Source organism: Bradyrhizobium sp. (assembly GCF_035309285.1).
GTDB lineage: Bacteria > Pseudomonadota > Alphaproteobacteria > Rhizobiales > Xanthobacteraceae > Bradyrhizobium.
The window spans coordinates 1-15,625 of record NZ_DATGFH010000027.1; the positions used below are offsets into that span (position 1 = coordinate 1).

Consider the following 15,625-nt stretch of genomic DNA (forward strand, 5'->3'; position numbering starts at 1 on the left):
TCTGACGGCGTGCTTCGCGCAAATGTCGGCCTGATCGCCAGGCCCTTGACGAAGCACAACATTCCCGGGCGCATAGCTCAGCGGGAGAGCGTTCCCTTCACACGGGAGAGGTCCAAGGTTCGATCCCTTGTGCGCCCACCAGTCTTCGCGAGCTACGGCTCGGCGAGCCATTTTCCGATCTATCGTAGCGAAGCGAGTGAAGGCTGCCGCGCCGAAGCCGCAGGCGAAGGCGGGCGACGCAGGGATGTGTTCACGTTGCAACCAAGCTCTCCTATTCTCCTGCCAATCTTGAGAACTCAAAGGAGAGCATGATGAATCGCAGGAGCGTTTTGGCCGGACTCGCAGGCGCAGCGATGACGATGAAGGCAGCGAAGGCCGACACTCGGACGCCAGCCCAGCTTGCCGAGGCTTTTGCCGCGACCCTGTCGGCGCACGACATGGATGCCTTCGCAGGCTTGTTCGGGGATGACTATGTCAACCACCAGGTCAGCGCGGCGACTCCCGCCCCGCCGCCGGGCACGCCACCCAAGCAGCTGACGGTCAACTTCTTCCGGGCGCGGCTGAAGGGCCTTCCCGATCTCAAGGTTTCAATCGAGGCCATGGTGGCGACCAATGAGCGGTGTGCGGCGAGCTTCGTCTACGAGGGCACGCACCGGGGCGTGCTGCTCGGCGTGCAGCCGACCGGAAAGCGGTTGCGCTTTACCTCCTGCGACATCTTCCGGGTCGCAGGGGGAAAGATCGTCGAGCACTGGGGCATGGGAGATATCGCGGGCCAGCTCGCCCAGATGAAGGGATGATCCGCCGATGTGCGATCCGCCAAAGCGATCTGCGGTTTTCCCGCCCGGAAAGGGACAGTCCGTACGACCTGATGTCTCGACCGGCGAAGTCAGGTCAGAAAAATCATGCATAAACAAAGTGCGATCATGATCGCGCCGAGCTCGCGAAATTCGTCAGGCCTCGCGCCTCACATCGCAAACATCCATACCGCGATAATGGTGCCGAGCGTGGCGAGCCCGGAGATGGTCCAGCCGGCCGCATAGGCGGCCTGATCCTCGGGGGTATCGGGGATGGGTTCGGTACGAATCTTGGCGCTGCGCCAGTCCATAGGTTGTCTCCGGACGGCCCTGCCTTGCCAAGACAACCGCAAGCACCCACCGCCGGTTCCCGGGGCGCCCGAGTTACGAAAAGCGACGCTTGGATGGCGGACCACCTCACAAATAACTGATCGTTGAAGTTGAACCCCTGGGAACCCGAGGCAATGTTGTTCCGTTATGGTTCGCCGGCCGGCCACAAGAAAACGGAGATTTTTCGCATGCGCAAATTCCTCATCGCCATCGTCGCTCTCGCCTTTGTCTCTTCCACCCCCTTCTCGGCAGCTTTCGCGCAGGACAAGACCGCGCCCGCGCCCGGGGCCACCAGCACCGACACCATGTCCAAGGGCACGATGAAGAAGCACACCAAGAAGAAGACGCACAAATCAGCCAAGAAGACCGGCGACGACACCATGACCAAGAAGCAATAAGCTTGCGCCAGTCCGATCGACGAGGCCGCCGTGAGGCGGCCTTTTCGTTTGGGTGGTCGGCGCCTCGCAACCAGGGGCAGTCCGCCGCCGGCGCGCCTCTCCCGCCCTATTGCGCCAGTCCTACTTCCTTCAGCCGCTCGGCAAACCAGACCGACATCATCGGGTCGAACCGACCGCCGACATAGACCTCCGAGTGACCAACGTGCTTCGTCGCCAATGTCACCATCACACCGATGGCATAGGCGAACCACAAATGCGGATCGGTCAGGGCCTGCAGCTTGTGCTGGTCGTGCTCGATCGGCTGATGGTTGGTCGCCTTGCGGAGCTCGATCGCCAGAAGATTGTTCGGGATGTCGCGCTGATGCACGACGATGTCGGGGTAGATCGACTTGCCGAGATGGTCGTCGGTCGAGACCACGGTTCCGTGCGGCAAGCGTATGGTGCGCTCGCCGAGCCGGTCATAGTTGCAGTCGATCTCCCAGCCGGAAAACTGCTTCTCGACTTGAACGGCGAGGCGGTGCGTCAGCGTTCGCTCGCCCAGGTCATGCTCCAGAAGAAAGGTCTCGCGCGCGTAAAACTCCTGGAGCGCGGTGATCAGTTTGTTGAGTTCAGTCTGCATGGCGCCTCCGACAGCAACCTTAACCAGAAGCGGGCGGAGGATTCCAGCGCCGCGAACACCACGGCGCGTGGAACCGCATTTTATCAGCGCATGATCCGGAAAGTGTGCCGCGGTTTTCCCTCGCGACAAACGCGGAGCGTTTGCGCGGAGATCATGCTCAAACAAGAATCCAGAGCACGATGGCGATTCATCCTGATCCGATCGCGCTCTAGAACTGCACCTCGATCAGCCGCGGTCCCTCGGCAGCGACGGCTTCCGCGAGCGCCTTGTTGAGGTCGTCAGCTGTGGTCACCGCGCGCCCTTCCACCCCCATGCCTTTGGCGAGCGCGACAAAGTCGATGGTCGGGCGGTCGAGCTTCAACATGTCCTGGGCGCGCTGGCCGGGCTCACCGGCACCGACGCCGTCGAACTCACCACGCAGGATCTGATAGATTCTGTTCGCGAACACGATGGTGACGACGTTGAGCCCCTCGCGAGCTTGCGTCCACAGGGACTGAATCGTGTACATGGCGCTGCCGTCGCCGACCATGCAGATAACCTTGCGGTCGGGACAGGCAACCGCCGCACCGGTCGCAACCGGCGTGGAGAAGCCGATCGAGCCGCCCATGTTCTGCAGCCAGTCGTGCGGCGCGCTCGCAGCCGTCGGCGGGAAGAAGCCGCGGCCGGTGGTGATGGATTCGTCGACGATGATCGCGTTTTCGGGGATCGCGCATGCGATCGCTTGCGCGATCGAGGCGTAATTCAGGGAACCGGTCGGCTTGTTGAGCTCGGCGAGCTTCTGCGGCTTCACGTCCTGCGGCTTGGCGCCAAGCGCATCGGCAAGCGCCTCGAGTGCCGCAACCGAGTTCTCGCCCCACTCGGTCAGTTGATGTACCTCGCAGCCCTCGGGCTTGAGCATGCTCGGCTTGTTCGGATAGGCGAAGAAGGCGACGGGATCGCGGGCTTCGACCAGCACGATGTTCTTGAAGTTCTTCAGGAGCGGCAGCGCGGATTCGATCACATAGGGAATGCGATCGATCGAGAAACGGCCGCGGCCGCGCGCCATGCGCGGGTGATAGGTCTGGCCCATCACCTTGCAGCCGGTCTTGCCGGCGATTTGCTGTGCCAGCGCCAGGCCCCGCTCCGTCAGCGCGCCGCCAGTCACGAGCAAGAGGTTGGTATCGCCGCCGGAGTGCAGCACTTTCGCGGCTTTCTCGACAGCCGCCGTCGAAAAGCCCGGCTGCTGTTTTGGTGCGGGCGTCTGCGCGATGCCGTCGGCTTCGTTCCAGGCGGTATCCGCCGGCAGGATCAGGGTCGCGATCTGCGGCGGCGAGCTCTTGGCGGCGGCAATCGCGGCAGCGCCGTCGGCGGAAACCGATTTGGCGTCCGGCGAGGTCCGCACCCATTCCGACATCGGCCGCGCCAGGCCTTCGATATCGGAGGTCAGGGGGGCGTTGAGGGCGATGTGATAGGTCGCGTGCTGACCGACAATGTTGACGATGCCGGAACGCGCCTTCTTGGCGTTGTGAAGATTGGCAAGGCCGTTGGCGAGCCCGGGGCCGAGATGGAGCAGCGTCGAGGCCGGCGTGCCCTTCATGCGGTAATAGCCGTCGGCCGCACCGGTCACCACGCCCTCGAACAGGCCGAGTATGCAGCGCATGCCCTCGACCCGGTCCAGCGCGGCGACGAAATGCATCTCCGAGGTGCCGGGATTGGTGAAACAGACGTTAACACCGCCCGCGACCAGGGTCCGAACCAGACTTTCCGCACCGTTCATCGTTCCGCTCCCGTTCGCAAGATATTGCTGCGCAGAGGAGATCAACCATTGTTCAGTCCGTTCGTCAAAGGGGGCTAACGCATTGTTCTCCCTCAATGGCGCAGAGCTTCTTAACCGCGACATCCAAAACTACTAGCCTTCGCGCAGCCACAGCTTGCGAAACACCGCCGTCGCGGCCAATCTCGAAAAAGGTCCGTCGCATAGTCAGCGAGGAAGAAAATGATCCGGAGATACGTCATTCCGGCCGCCGCCTTGGCGCTGGCGTCGCTTTTGGCGAGCGCGGGTCACGCCCGGGCGCAAGAATATGATTCGCGCGACATCATGGGCGGCGGGCCGAACTTCTTCGGCGGCGGCGTGAGCCCTATTCCACGCGAGACCGTCAGCTTCCCCACCAACTACGCACCGGGCACCATCGTCATCAACACCGCCGAGCGGCGGCTTTACCTGGTGCAGGGAGGCGGCGTGGCGCTGCGCTACGGCATTGGTGTCGGCCGCGACGGCTTCCGCTGGAGTGGCGTGCACCGCATCAGCGCAAAGCGGGAATGGCCGGGCTGGACCCCGCCCGTGCAGATGCGCCGGCGAAGGCCCGATCTGCCCGGCTATATGTCCGGCGGCATCGACAATCCGCTCGGCGCCCGCGCGCTCTATCTCGGCTCGACGCTCTACCGCATCCACGGCTCCAACGAGCCGGAGACGATCGGGCACGCGGTTTCCTCCGGCTGCTTCCGCATGACCAATGAGGACGTGGTCGACCTCTATAACCGAGTCTCCGTTGGGGCCACGGTGGTCGTGAAGAATTGAAGGGCGCGCGCTTTGCGGCTTCCATCGCGGCTTGCACCCGATGGTCCATTGCTGCAGCGTTGGCCCATGAGGCACGTCCCGTTCAAATCTCTGATCGCCGCGATCACCGCCGCCGCTCTGCTGTGGCCATGCCAGATCGCGGCATTTTCGGACATTCCCGCCGTCGCCGCGCGCCAGCGCGCGGAGAAGAGAAGCTTTACCGACGCCGAGATCATCGAAGGCTTCATGAAGACGTCGTTCGGCGCCGAATTTCAACTCGCCGGCCGGGTCGACCGCATCCGCCGCTATGACGGCCCGGTGCGCGTGTTCGCCGGCGGCAACCACGCCGACCGCAAGACGCAGCTTGCAAGAGTCGTCGCCGACATTGGCCGGCGCATCCAGCACATCGATATCGCGATGGCGGAGAAGGCCGAGGATGCCAATATCACCGTGCAACTCGTGCGCGACCGCGACCTCTATCGCACCATCGCCAAGGACTATGGCAGCGAACGGGCGAAAGAGATCAAGACCTCGCTCGATCCGCAATGCCTGTCCAGCTTCCGCAAGAACGAGCAGTTCGAGATCACGCATTCCGACGTCATTCTCACCGTCGATGACGGTGATTTCGTCTTTTTCGATTGCGCCTACGAGGAGCTGCTGCAGGCGCTCGGCCCCATCAACGACACGAGCTCGGTGCCCTGGACCATGTTCAACGACAAGGTGTCGATGGGCTTCTTCGACGTCTACGACCAATACATCCTCAACCTGCTCTACGATCCTCGCATCAGGCCGGGCATGGCGGTCGAGGACGTCAAGGCCGTGCTGCCGGCGGCGCTCGCCGATGTGCGGGCCTGGGTGAAGAAGATCAACAAGCTGCCGGATTGATCCACACTCGTCATGGCCGGGCTTGTCCCGGCCATCCATCTTCAAGGGAAGATTCTTGCGAGGATGATGGATGCGCGGGCCTTCGCCGCGCCGTAGGGGCTTCGGCCCCGCAGGCGGGTCAAGCCCGCGCATGACGATCTTACTTTTTCTCTGCCGAACAAATCGCCTTCAGTGCCGCCCATTCCTTGTCCGTGAGCAGCGGCGGTCCGCTTGCGGGACGATCTTCCGCGCTCATGCGCTGCAGCCTGTCCTCCGTCAAAGGGTGGCTCGCAAGAATCGAGAGGTTGTGGCCGCCCTCCTTGCCGGTGACGCGATATAGCAGCTCGCCCATCGGCTTGGGCGAGCGGCCGAGCTTGTGCATCACCTCGATCGTCATGGTGTCGGCATTCTGTTCGGCCTCGCGCGAATAGGACGCGGTGATGAGCGAGCGCGACGCAAAGATCAGGGCGCCGGAGCCCGTGACGTCTCCGAACAGCAGCCCGATCAGGAATGACGAGCCGCCGTTATAGATCATGCCGCGCATGTTATCGCGGTGCTTCAGATGTCCAAGCTCGTGCGCCAGCACACCGGCAATCTCATCCGCATTCTGCGCCTTCGCCAGCAGTCCGCTGAACAGGTAGACCTTGCCACCCGGCAACGCAAAGGCATTCGGAACATCGGTTGCCAGCACCGTTGACTGCACATCCGTGTTCAGGCCGGCGGCCTGGCGCAGCTCCGTCAGGAGCTTGACGAAGGCCGCCTGTCCACCGGCGCGATTGCAGATGTTCGCGCCGAAGATAGCCTTGATCTGCAGGTCGGAGGCTTCGCCGAGGCGCTGCTCGAAGGCTTCCGGCACCAGCGGCGCAAGGCGGTCCGCCGCCAGCGGAATGCCAAACAGCACCACCATGACGATCGAGGCCACCGCAGCCACCGACCAGCCGACAATCTTCGTGATCGCGCGGCCGCCGAGCCGGTTCTCGGTAAGCCGCACGCAGCGAGACGTGAGTTCGGCCGCAAGCGCGGCGTCGCGGATTTCGAGCCGCGCCAGCGCCGGCGCGGACAGGCAGCTCACCCGCAAAATGCCTGCGGGACTGTCGGCCTGGCGGAGGTCGTCGTAAGCCCAGCGCACCGGCAGTGCGCCCTCTTCCATGATTTCGAGCGCGCTCGCGAACGCTAGTCTGACAATGCGTCGTCGGCTCGACTTGCCGTCGAAATAGACGGCCGATCCGCTTTCATCATGCGCAGTGCCATCGGAGACTTCATCCATGAGGCAAGCCGCGTATGCCTAGAATCCGGCAACGTCGAGACCGTCGGCAAAACCTTCGCCGAGCGCGGTTGCCAGCTCACCCTTGGCGGCAACGTTGGCCATAGCCTCAATGTTCTGCACCTGCACGAACTGCAACACCCTCGCCCACAGATCGCGTGACAGATAGACCCGGACCACGACGTTGAGCGAAAGGATCAAGGCAAAATAGACGATCACCGTCATGATGAGCAGCGGAATGTTTTTGGAAAGCTCTGGCGCGACCGATGGATGCAGGCCTCCGCTGTTAGAGGCGGTGATCGCCGTGCAAATGGCGACATAGATGCTAAGAGCCACCGACGCCAGCATGTACCAGCCGATCACCTTCCAATAGAGGGAGGTGAAGGCGCTTGTCGGCAGCTTGGATTCCAGCCGCACGCCGCCGAAGCGGATACCCGACAGCCACCAGCGCCATTCGGCCGCCTTGAACCAGGCATAGACAAAGGGAAACAGCGGAAACAGGATCAGCGCAAACGGCACCGCCACCCAATAGCCCCAGGCGCGCTTGAAGAACTCCCACGGCTTGCCCACGAAGTCACCCCGGAGATCGCCATACCAGGAGTGCCGCATCTTGTAGCGCTCGAGCGCCGCTTCCCGCCACGGCCAGGCGAGCCCAAGCGTCAGCAGCACAGCAAATCCCCAAAGCACGGCGCGCCAGGCGTAGGCCCAGCCGGAGCCGTCCATCCAGAAGCGGACGCCGCGCCAGACCGTGCGCGTCAGTCGATAGCGCCGCGCGCGATAGATCGCGAATTGACCGAAGGCGTAGAAAGCGAGGATCAACGGAATGCTGGCGAACGCGGAGTACCGCTCTGCTTCCACGCTGACCAGGAAATAGGCGAGATAGATCGGCACCAGGATCGCCATCGCGAACAGGAAGCCGATCAAAAGCTCCTTGCCGCGGCCGGTATACTCCGCCGCATCGCCGTCGACGATGGTGTTCGACCACAAATGCCGGCGGATGTCGGTGGCAAGCCAGAAGCGATAGAAGCCGGCGGTGACCAGCTCCAGCGCTGCCCCCTTCGTCACGAGCTGGATGAACTCGCCGCGATCTCCGATAAACGTCACCAGGGTTGGCGGCCGGGAGGGAGGTGGCGGCGGAGGCGGGTGCAGCGGCCCCCAGTTCATGTCGTTCACGCGTCAGCTCCGCGGCAATGGAACGGGATCGTCAGCGACCACGAATTTGTCGGGCCGAATGCTTTCAGTCCGATAAACTATAGGTCGAACATTGCAACAATTCGCGCACAAAGATTTTTGCCGGAGTGATGCCGATCACAGAGGCCGGGCGATTTACGCCCCGGGGGACAGAGCGAGGCATCACGCCCCAAGCTCAGGCCGACTTCTCGAACAGCTCGCGCCCGATCAACATGCGGCGGATCTCGCTGGTGCCGGCGCCGATCTCGTAAAGCTTGGCGTCGCGCAACAGCCGCCCGGTCGGATAGTCGTTGATATAGCCGTTGCCGCCGAGAAGCTGGATCGCATCGAGCGCGCATTGGGTGGCCTTCTCCGCGGCATAGAGGATCGCGCCGGCCGCGTCCTCGCGCGTGGTCTCGCCGCGGTCGCAAGCCTTCGCCACCGCATAGACGTAGGCGCGCGCGGCGTTCATGGTCGTATACATGTCGGCGATCTTGCCCTGTACGAGCTGGAAGGAGCCGATCGGCTCGCCGAACTGCTTGCGCTCGTGCACGTAAGGCAGCACCACGTCCAGGCAGGCCTGCATGATGCCGAGGGGACCCGCGGCCAGCACGGCGCGCTCATAGTCGAGGCCGCTCATCAGCACGTTGACGCCGCGGCCGGCCTCGCCGAGGACATTCTCCTCCGGCACCTCGCAATCCGTAAACACCAGCTCGCAGGTGTCGGAGCCGCGCATGCCGAGCTTGTCGAGCTTTTGCGCGGTGGAGAATCCCTTCATGCCTTTCTCGATGATGAAGGCGGTGATGCCGCGCGGCCCCGCACCGGGATCGGTCTTGGCATAGACCACCAACGTCTCGGCAACCGGGCCGTTGGTGATCCACATCTTGCTGCCGTTCAGCACATAGCGGTCGCCCTTCTTGTCGGCGCGGGTCTTCATCGAGACCACGTCCGAGCCCGCGCCCGGCTCGCTCATCGCAAGCGACCCGACATGCTCGCCGGAAATCAGCTTGGGCAGGTATTTGCGCTTCTGCTTCTCGTTACCGTTGCGGCGGAGCTGGTTGACGCAAAGATTGGAATGCGCGCCGTAGGACAGGCCGACGGCGGCCGAGGCGCGCGAAATCTCCTCCAGCGCCACGCAATGCTCGAGATAGCCGAGGCCTGCCCCGCCATACTCTTCCTCCACCGTGATGCCATGCAGGCCGAGCGCGCCGATCTTCGGCCAGAGATCGCGCGGAAACTGGTTGCTCCTGTCGATCTCGGCGGCGCGCGGCGCGATCTCGTTGGAGGCGAAATCATGGACGGTCTCGCGAATCGCATCCGCGGTCTCGCCCAGATCGAAATTGAAGACCCGATAGGCGTTGGGGATCATGGCGAAATGCCTCCGGCAAACCAAACGTTGTTTGAAACAGCCTTATTCGCTCGAAATGCGCTTGTCACGGGCAGAAACAGGCAAGAGGGGTGGAATGCCAGCCTGCGGCGTGTTGACTCAAGGCAAAGTCGTGCTTGCGCGCGCCAGCGCAAGGGGATGTAATTCGCCGCGAAGCAAGACTTCCGGGCGCAAGCCGAAGGAAGCGCGGGGACAGCAGGAAAGCAGACAAGGAGCCGCCGATGCACGGGACCATCGATCTCGCCGACAACCTCAATTCCAAGGCGGCGCGCGAGCGCGCCATGTCGTTGCCGCTCAGCGAGTACGATCCCGGCGATCCCGAACTGTTCAGGACCGATACGTTCTGGCCGTATTTCGACCGGTTGCGCAAGGAAGCGCCGGTCCACTACACTAGGGACAGCATGTTCGGTCCGTACTGGTCGGTGACCAGGTACAACGACATCATGGACATCGAGACCAATCACGCGGCGTTCTCCTCGGCCGCGGCGCTCGGCGGCATCACCATCCGCGACGCGCCGGCGGATTTCCGCCGTGAAAGCTTCATCGCCATGGACCAGCCGCGCCACTCGGCGCAGCGCAAGACCGTGGCGCCGATGTTCACGCCCACCCATCTCGACCAGCTTGCGATCAACATCCGCAAGCGCTCGGCCGAATGCCTCGACAATCTGCCGAGGAACGAAGTGTTCGACTGGGTCGACACCGTCTCGATCGAATTGACCACGCAGATGCTCGCGGTGCTGTTCGATTTTCCCTGGGAAGATCGCCGCAAGCTCACCCGCTGGTCCGACGTCGCGACCACGCTTCCGGGCCCCGGCGGCATTGTCGCCACCGAGGAGGAGAAGCAGGCCGAGCTGCTCGAATGCGCAGCCTATTTCGCGCGGCTCTGGAAAGAGCGGATCAACCAGCCGCCGAGGAGCGACCTCTTGTCGATGATGGCGCATGGCGAGGCCACGCGCGACATGGACCCCAACAACTTTCTCGGCAACCTGATCCTTTTGATCGTCGGCGGCAACGACACCACCCGCAACACCATGTCTGGCTCGATTCTCGCGCTGAGCCAGCATCCCGATCAATACGAGAAGCTGAAGAAGAACCCGGCACTGATCGACAGCTTTGTGCCGGAAGTGATCCGCTGGCAGACGCCCTTGGCGCATATGCGCCGCACGGCGCTGGCCGACATCGAGTTTCGTGGGCACCAGATCAGGAAGGGCGACAAGGTCGTGATGTGGTACGTCTCGGGCAACCGCGACGAGGAGGCGATCGAGCGTCCCTACGAGTTCCTGATCGACCGGGCTCGCCCGCGCACGCATCTGTCGTTCGGCTTCGGCATCCATCGCTGCGTCGGCATCCGGCTTGCCGAGCTGCAACTCAAGATCATCTGGGAAGAGATCCTCAAGCGCTTCGACAATATCGAGGTGGTGGGACCGCCGAAGCGGGTGTATTCGAGCTTCGTCAAGGGCATCGAGCACCTGCCGGTCCGCATTGCCGGCTGATCGAGCGCTCGCATAGGAGAACACGCAACGATGAACGTCCAGACCCCGGTCCGCACCGACGAGGCCGAGCTTATGCGCCGGGCGCGCGAGGAGGCCTATTCGACACCGCTGAAGGATTTTCATCCCGGCGCGCCGCGCCTGTTTCAGGACGACACGCTGTGGCCGTGGTTCGAGCGGCTGCGCAGGGAGGAGCCGGTACACTACTGCACCAACGCGCCGATCGAGCCCTACTGGTCGGTCGTCAGATACAACGACATCATGCATGTCGACACCAATCACGGCATCTTCTCTTCCGACGCGGCGCTCGGCGGCATCTCGATCAAGGACGCGCCTCCCGGCTACGACTGGCCGAGCTTCATTGCGATGGACCAGCCCAAGCACGCGGACCAGCGCAAGACTGTCTCGCCGATGTTCACGCCGACCCATCTCGACGAGCTGGCAAAGCTGATCCGCGAGCGTTCGGCGCGCGTGCTGGACAACCTGCCTCGCAACGAGACTTTCAATTTCGTCGAGCGTGTCTCGATCGAATTGACCACGCAGATGCTGGCAACGCTGTTCGACTTCCCCTGGGAAGAGCGGCGCAGGCTGACGCGCTGGTCCGACGTCTCGACCGCGCTACCCAAGAGCGGCATAGTGGAGTCGCCGGAGCAGCGCCGCCGCGAGATGGACGAGTGCCGCGAATATTTCGCGCGTCTCTGGAACGAGCGCGTCAACGCCGAGCCGCGCAACGACCTGATCTCGATGATGGCGCACAGCGAGGCGACGCGCTACATGGACCCCGACAACCTGATGGGCAACATCATCCTGCTCATCGTCGGCGGCAACGATACCACGCGCAACACCATGAGTGGCTCGGTGCTGGCGCTGAACGAGCATCCGGAGCAATACCGGAAGCTGCGTGAGAATCCCGCGCTGATCGATTCCATGGTGCCGGAGGTGATCCGCTGGCAGACGCCGCTCGCCCATATGCGCCGCACCGCGCTCGTCGACACCGAGATCGGCGGCAAGACGATCAAGAAGGGCGACCGGGTCGTGATGTGGTACGTCTCCGGGAACCGCGACGAGGCAGCGATCGAGCGGCCGAACGAGTTCATCATCGACCGCGCACGGCCGCGCACGCATCTATCGTTCGGCTTCGGCATCCACCGCTGCGTCGGCATGCGGCTCGCCGAGCTTCAGCTCAGGATCGTCTGGCAGGAGATGCTGAAGCGCTTTGACCGGATCGAGGTCGTAGGCGCGCCGAAGCGGGTCTATTCCTCCTTCGTGCGCGGCATCGAGGTCCTGCCGGTACGCATCCCGGCGTAAGCGACGCCGGATACCCCTATAAAATTCCGGCATGACAGATCGAGCGAGATGAGAAGGGAGAACGGCCGGCGGCCGGTCTAGGGTGTGACTGCGCGAATGCGCTTTCCTCCGAGGCCACAATGAACATTGCCGCTGCCCCCGATATTGCGAGCCGCCAGGATTGGCCGGCCGCGATTTACCGGACGCTCAAAGACCATCACGTTTCGCAGATTTCCTACGTGCCGGATGCCGGCCACTCCCGACTGATCGAGTTCTCCCACGCCGATCCCGAGATCAAGACCACGGTGCTCACCACCGAGGAGGAAGGCGTGGCGCTTTCCGCCGGTGCCTGGCTCGGCGGCGACCGCGCCGCGCTCTTGATGCAGTCGAGCGGCGTCGGCAACTGCATCAACATGCTGTCGCTACTATCGAGCTGCCGCTTTCCGATCCTCGCGCTCGTCACCATGCGCGGCGAATGGGCCGAGTTCAACCCGTGGCAGATCCCGATGGGCAAGGCGACGGCGCAAGCGCTGGAAATCATGGGCGTCACGGTGCTGCGGCTCGAGCGGCCCGAGGAGGCAGCCGAGGTGGTCTCGGCAGCGGCATCGCTCGCCTTCGAGAGCGATCAGGCGATTGCCGTCTTGATTTCGCAGCGCATGCTCGGCCGCAAGAAGTGGACGGAGACGCAATGATGACGGAGACCACTCCCCTGCTCGATCGCCGCGCGGCGGTGAAAGCGCTGCTTGCCGACCGGGCTGATCTCCTGGTCGTGAGCGGCCTTGGATCGTCCTCCTATGATGTGTTCGACGCCGGCGATCACGACGGGAATTTCTATCTGTGGGGCGCGATGGGCGGCACGGCCATGATGGGCCTCGGCCTGGCCCAAGCCCAACCCAAGCGTCCCGTCCTCGCCATCACCGGCGACGGCGAGCAGCTCATGGGCGTCGGCAGCCTGCTTACGATCGCCGCGCGCAAGCCCGATAATCTTTCCATTGCCGTGCTCGACAACGGGCACTTCGGCGAGACCGGCATGCAGCGCAGCCATTCCAGCCTCGGCGCAAGGTTAGAGGTGATCGCGAGCGGCGCCGGCTTTCAAAGCGTCGTCGAGATCACCGACATGGCCGGGATTGCCGCGTTCCGATCCTCACTCAAGCGCCTTTCGGACGGACCAAAGCTCGCGCTGATCCGCATCGCGACCCACCACGTCCAGCGTGCGCTGCCGCCACGCGACGGCGTGTTCCTGAAGAACCGTTTCCGGCAGCATCTCGGCATCGCCGTGACCTGACGCGACATGAACAGGTCGATGCGTCAGCGCGCTCCGTTTACCTCTCCCCGTTGGGGAGAGGTGAACCTCCAGCGCCGCTTCGATCCCACCTGGTCTCATCATGCTCAAGGAGGGCTCAGGCGAGCTTGATGTCCCAGAGACGTTCATCGCGGCAGGCGGCGGTTTCGCTGCGGAGCAGTCCTGTAATGACGGAGGTCGCGGTCGAATCCGGGTGGTCGATTGGAGACGCAATCAGGAGCTCGCGCATCGGCGCCTGTCCGGAGATCGTCGCGGTCTCCAGCCGCCGTTCGCGGATTTCGCTGCGTACGGATGATGGCGGCAACAGCGTATATCCGAGCCCGGCTTCGACGAGGCTCGTCAGCACGCGAAAGGAGTCGGCTTCCAATTGGAGATCAAGATTCAATTTCCTCTTCGCCGCCGCCCGCTCGATCAGCGCGCGCAGACCGTGCGAATGACTTGGCAGGACGAGCTTCTGGCGCAACAGCCAGTCCATGCCGACCTGCTTCTTGCGCGCCAGGCCGGAGCCGCGCGGGCCCACGGCCACGATCGGGTCGCGGCCGAGGCTCTGGATGTTCAGATGCAGATCGGCGGACGGCCCGTAGATGATCGCAAGATCCATTTCACCACGGTGCAGCCATTCGATGAGATGACCGCTATAGCTCTCGACAATGCACAGGGATATGCCGGGATAGGTCTCGACCGTCCGCCGCGCAAGGCGCCCGGACAGCACGCAGCTCACGGTGGGAACGAGGCCCAGCACCACGCGGCCCGAAGGCGCGCCGGCCGCGGACTGGATGTCATCGCGGATCTGATCGATCTGGCGCACGATACCAGCGGTCCTCGCGAGCAGCACGCGGCCTGCCTCGGTCAGCACCATGCCTCGGCCGCTGCGCGTAAACAGCTCCGTGCGCAGTTCGTGCTCGAGCAGCTTGATCTGGCGGCTAAGCGCCGGCTGGGCGATCCGCAGCTTGTCGGCCGCCTTGCTGAGGCTGCCCAGTTCCGCGACGCAACTGAACGTCCTGAGCTGACGGAAATCCATGCTTGCCGGTCTTGGAATGCAGGTTCATACGCTATAACAATCGAGCATAGGGAGTCCGCGGTGGTTTCACAACACTAAGCAAAACAAAGCGAGTAAAAGAGCACCACCGACGGAAATCAGATGACGCAAGAACACCTCAACGACGAACATGCCGAGATCCGCGACGCAGTCGCCAAGCTTTGCGCCCAATTCCCCGGCGAATACTGGCGTAAGCTCGACCGCGAGATGGCCTACCCTTCCGACTTCGTCAACGCGCTGACGGAAGCCGGCTATCTCTCTGTGCTGATCCCGGAGGAATATGGCGGCGCGGGGTTGAAGCTTTCGGCCGCGACCGCGATCCTGGAAGAGATTCACCGCGCGGGCTGCAATGCCGGCGCCTGCCACGCCCAGATGTACACCATGGGCACAGTGCTGCGGCACGGCAGCGCCGAGCAGAAGGCGAAATGGCTGCCGCAGGTCGCGAGCGGCAAGCTCCGCCTGCAGGCCTTCGGCGTCACCGAGCCGACCAGCGGCACGGATACATCTTCGCTGAAGACCTTTGCCAGGCGCGAGGGCAATGACAGCTACGTCGTCAACGGCCAGAAGATCTGGACCAGCCGCGCCGAATATTCCGACCTGATGATCCTCTTGGCGCGCACCACGCCGAAGGAGCAGGCGAGGAAACGCACGGAAGGCCTGTCGGTGTTCCTCGTCGATATGCGCGAGGCGCGGAAGGCGGGGCTCACGATCCGCCCGATCCGGACCATGATGAACCATTCCACGACAGAGGTGTTCTTCACCGACATGAAAGTGCCGGCGGAGAATCTGATCGGCGAGGAAGGCAAGGGCTTTCGCTACATCCTCTCAGGCATGAATGCCGAACGGATTCTGATCGCGGCGGAATGCGTCGGCGACGCCAAATGGTTCATCGCCAAGGCCTCGAACTACGCCAAAGAGCGCTCGGTGTTCGGCCGGCCGATCGGCCAGAATCAAGGCATCCAGTTTCCGATCGCCAAGGCCTATGCGGCAATGCGCGCCGCCGAATTGATGGTGAAGGAAGCCACGCGCAAATATGAGGCCGGACAAGATTGCGGCGCCGAGGCCAATATGGCCAAGATGCTCGCGGCCGATGCTTCCTGGGAAGCGGCGAACGCCTGCGTGCAAACCCATGGCGGCTTTGGTT

16 protein-coding genes and 1 tRNA gene are annotated in these 15,625 nt (G+C 63.3%); 10 read left to right on the forward strand and 7 right to left on the reverse strand.

Annotation, left to right across the window (positions count from 1 at the left end):
• The first annotated feature begins 66 nt into the window (after window positions 1–66).
• Both VKR55_RS06495 and VKR55_RS06500 read left to right on the forward strand, forming a co-directional pair.
• Window positions 67–141 (forward strand) — tRNA-Val (locus VKR55_RS06495).
• A gap of 170 nt (window positions 142–311) precedes the next feature.
• On the forward strand, window positions 312–797 hold the full coding sequence (locus VKR55_RS06500; protein WP_324400922.1) for an ester cyclase: 486 nt from the start codon (window positions 312–314) through the stop codon (window positions 795–797).
• A 167-nt stretch (window positions 798–964) separates the two neighbouring features.
• On the opposite strand, the gene VKR55_RS06505 is transcribed toward VKR55_RS06500, so the two are convergent.
• Entirely contained in the window at window positions 965–1,105 is a 141-nt protein-coding gene (locus VKR55_RS06505) for a hypothetical protein (RefSeq protein WP_324400924.1), read from the reverse strand.
• Between the two features lie 207 nt (window positions 1,106–1,312).
• On the opposite strand from VKR55_RS06505, the gene VKR55_RS06510 reads away from it, so the two are divergent.
• The gene (locus VKR55_RS06510; RefSeq protein ID WP_324400926.1) at window positions 1,313–1,522 is read left to right on the forward strand and encodes a hypothetical protein; all 210 of its coding nucleotides are present in this window, start codon (window positions 1,313–1,315) and stop codon (window positions 1,520–1,522) included.
• Window positions 1,523–1,628: 106 nt separating this feature from the next.
• Here VKR55_RS06510 and VKR55_RS06515 read toward each other — a convergent pair whose 3' ends face one another.
• Both VKR55_RS06515 and VKR55_RS06520 read right to left on the reverse strand, forming a co-directional pair.
• Entirely contained in the window at window positions 1,629–2,141 is a 513-nt protein-coding gene (locus VKR55_RS06515) for a hypothetical protein (RefSeq protein WP_324400929.1), read from the reverse strand.
• Between the two features lie 208 nt (window positions 2,142–2,349).
• On the reverse strand, window positions 2,350–3,897 hold the full coding sequence (locus VKR55_RS06520; RefSeq protein ID WP_324400931.1) for an acetolactate synthase large subunit: 1,548 nt from the start codon (window positions 3,895–3,897) through the stop codon (window positions 2,350–2,352).
• Between the two features lie 219 nt (window positions 3,898–4,116).
• Here VKR55_RS06520 and VKR55_RS06525 point away from each other — a divergent pair, with 219 nt between their 5' ends.
• Together VKR55_RS06525 and VKR55_RS06530 are read left to right on the forward strand one after the other, a co-directional pair.
• Window positions 4,117–4,698: a L,D-transpeptidase gene (locus VKR55_RS06525; RefSeq protein WP_324400933.1), complete on the forward strand. Its 582-nt coding sequence runs from the start codon at window positions 4,117–4,119 to the stop codon at window positions 4,696–4,698.
• A 66-nt stretch (window positions 4,699–4,764) separates the two neighbouring features.
• On the forward strand, window positions 4,765–5,562 hold the full coding sequence (locus VKR55_RS06530) for a DUF2927 domain-containing protein (RefSeq protein ID WP_324400935.1): 798 nt from the start codon (window positions 4,765–4,767) through the stop codon (window positions 5,560–5,562).
• Between the two features lie 139 nt (window positions 5,563–5,701).
• Here VKR55_RS06530 and VKR55_RS06535 read toward each other — a convergent pair whose 3' ends face one another.
• From VKR55_RS06535 to VKR55_RS06545, 3 genes are all read right to left on the reverse strand, one after another.
• The gene (locus VKR55_RS06535) at window positions 5,702–6,808 is read right to left on the reverse strand and encodes a M48 family metallopeptidase (RefSeq protein ID WP_324400937.1); all 1,107 of its coding nucleotides are present in this window, start codon (window positions 6,806–6,808) and stop codon (window positions 5,702–5,704) included.
• A gap of 18 nt (window positions 6,809–6,826) precedes the next feature.
• The gene (locus VKR55_RS06540) at window positions 6,827–7,969 is read right to left on the reverse strand and encodes a DUF898 family protein (RefSeq protein ID WP_414642310.1); all 1,143 of its coding nucleotides are present in this window, start codon (window positions 7,967–7,969) and stop codon (window positions 6,827–6,829) included.
• A gap of 202 nt (window positions 7,970–8,171) precedes the next feature.
• Window positions 8,172–9,344 carry an isovaleryl-CoA dehydrogenase gene (locus VKR55_RS06545; RefSeq protein WP_324400941.1) on the reverse strand — a complete coding sequence of 391 codons (1,173 nt, stop codon included), beginning with the start codon at window positions 9,342–9,344 and terminating at the stop codon, window positions 8,172–8,174.
• A 239-nt stretch (window positions 9,345–9,583) separates the two neighbouring features.
• On the opposite strand from VKR55_RS06545, the gene VKR55_RS06550 reads away from it, so the two are divergent.
• The 4 genes from VKR55_RS06550 (at window position 9,584) to VKR55_RS06565 (ending at window position 13,424) form a co-directional block, all read left to right on the forward strand.
• Window positions 9,584–10,855, forward strand: a complete 1,272-nt coding sequence (locus VKR55_RS06550; RefSeq protein WP_324400943.1) for a cytochrome P450 — start codon at window positions 9,584–9,586, stop codon at window positions 10,853–10,855.
• A 30-nt stretch (window positions 10,856–10,885) separates the two neighbouring features.
• Window positions 10,886–12,160: a cytochrome P450 gene (locus tag VKR55_RS06555; protein WP_324400946.1), complete on the forward strand. Its 1,275-nt coding sequence runs from the start codon at window positions 10,886–10,888 to the stop codon at window positions 12,158–12,160.
• Window positions 12,161–12,279: 119 nt separating this feature from the next.
• Complete coding sequence (locus VKR55_RS06560; RefSeq protein WP_324400949.1) at window positions 12,280–12,831, forward strand: phosphonopyruvate decarboxylase; 552 nt, start codon at window positions 12,280–12,282, stop codon at window positions 12,829–12,831.
• Entirely contained in the window at window positions 12,831–13,424 is a 594-nt protein-coding gene (locus VKR55_RS06565) for a thiamine pyrophosphate-dependent enzyme (RefSeq protein WP_324400951.1), read from the forward strand. The genes VKR55_RS06560 and VKR55_RS06565 overlap by 1 nt, the downstream gene beginning before the upstream one ends.
• Before the next feature lie 115 nt (window positions 13,425–13,539).
• Here the strand turns inward: VKR55_RS06565 and VKR55_RS06570 are convergent, their stop codons facing one another.
• The gene (locus VKR55_RS06570) at window positions 13,540–14,463 is read right to left on the reverse strand and encodes a LysR family transcriptional regulator (RefSeq protein ID WP_324400953.1); all 924 of its coding nucleotides are present in this window, start codon (window positions 14,461–14,463) and stop codon (window positions 13,540–13,542) included.
• A gap of 120 nt (window positions 14,464–14,583) precedes the next feature.
• On the opposite strand from VKR55_RS06570, the gene VKR55_RS06575 reads away from it, so the two are divergent.
• A partial coding sequence (locus VKR55_RS06575; RefSeq protein WP_324400955.1) for an acyl-CoA dehydrogenase family protein occupies window positions 14,584–15,625 on the forward strand: 1,042 nt, incomplete at its 3' end.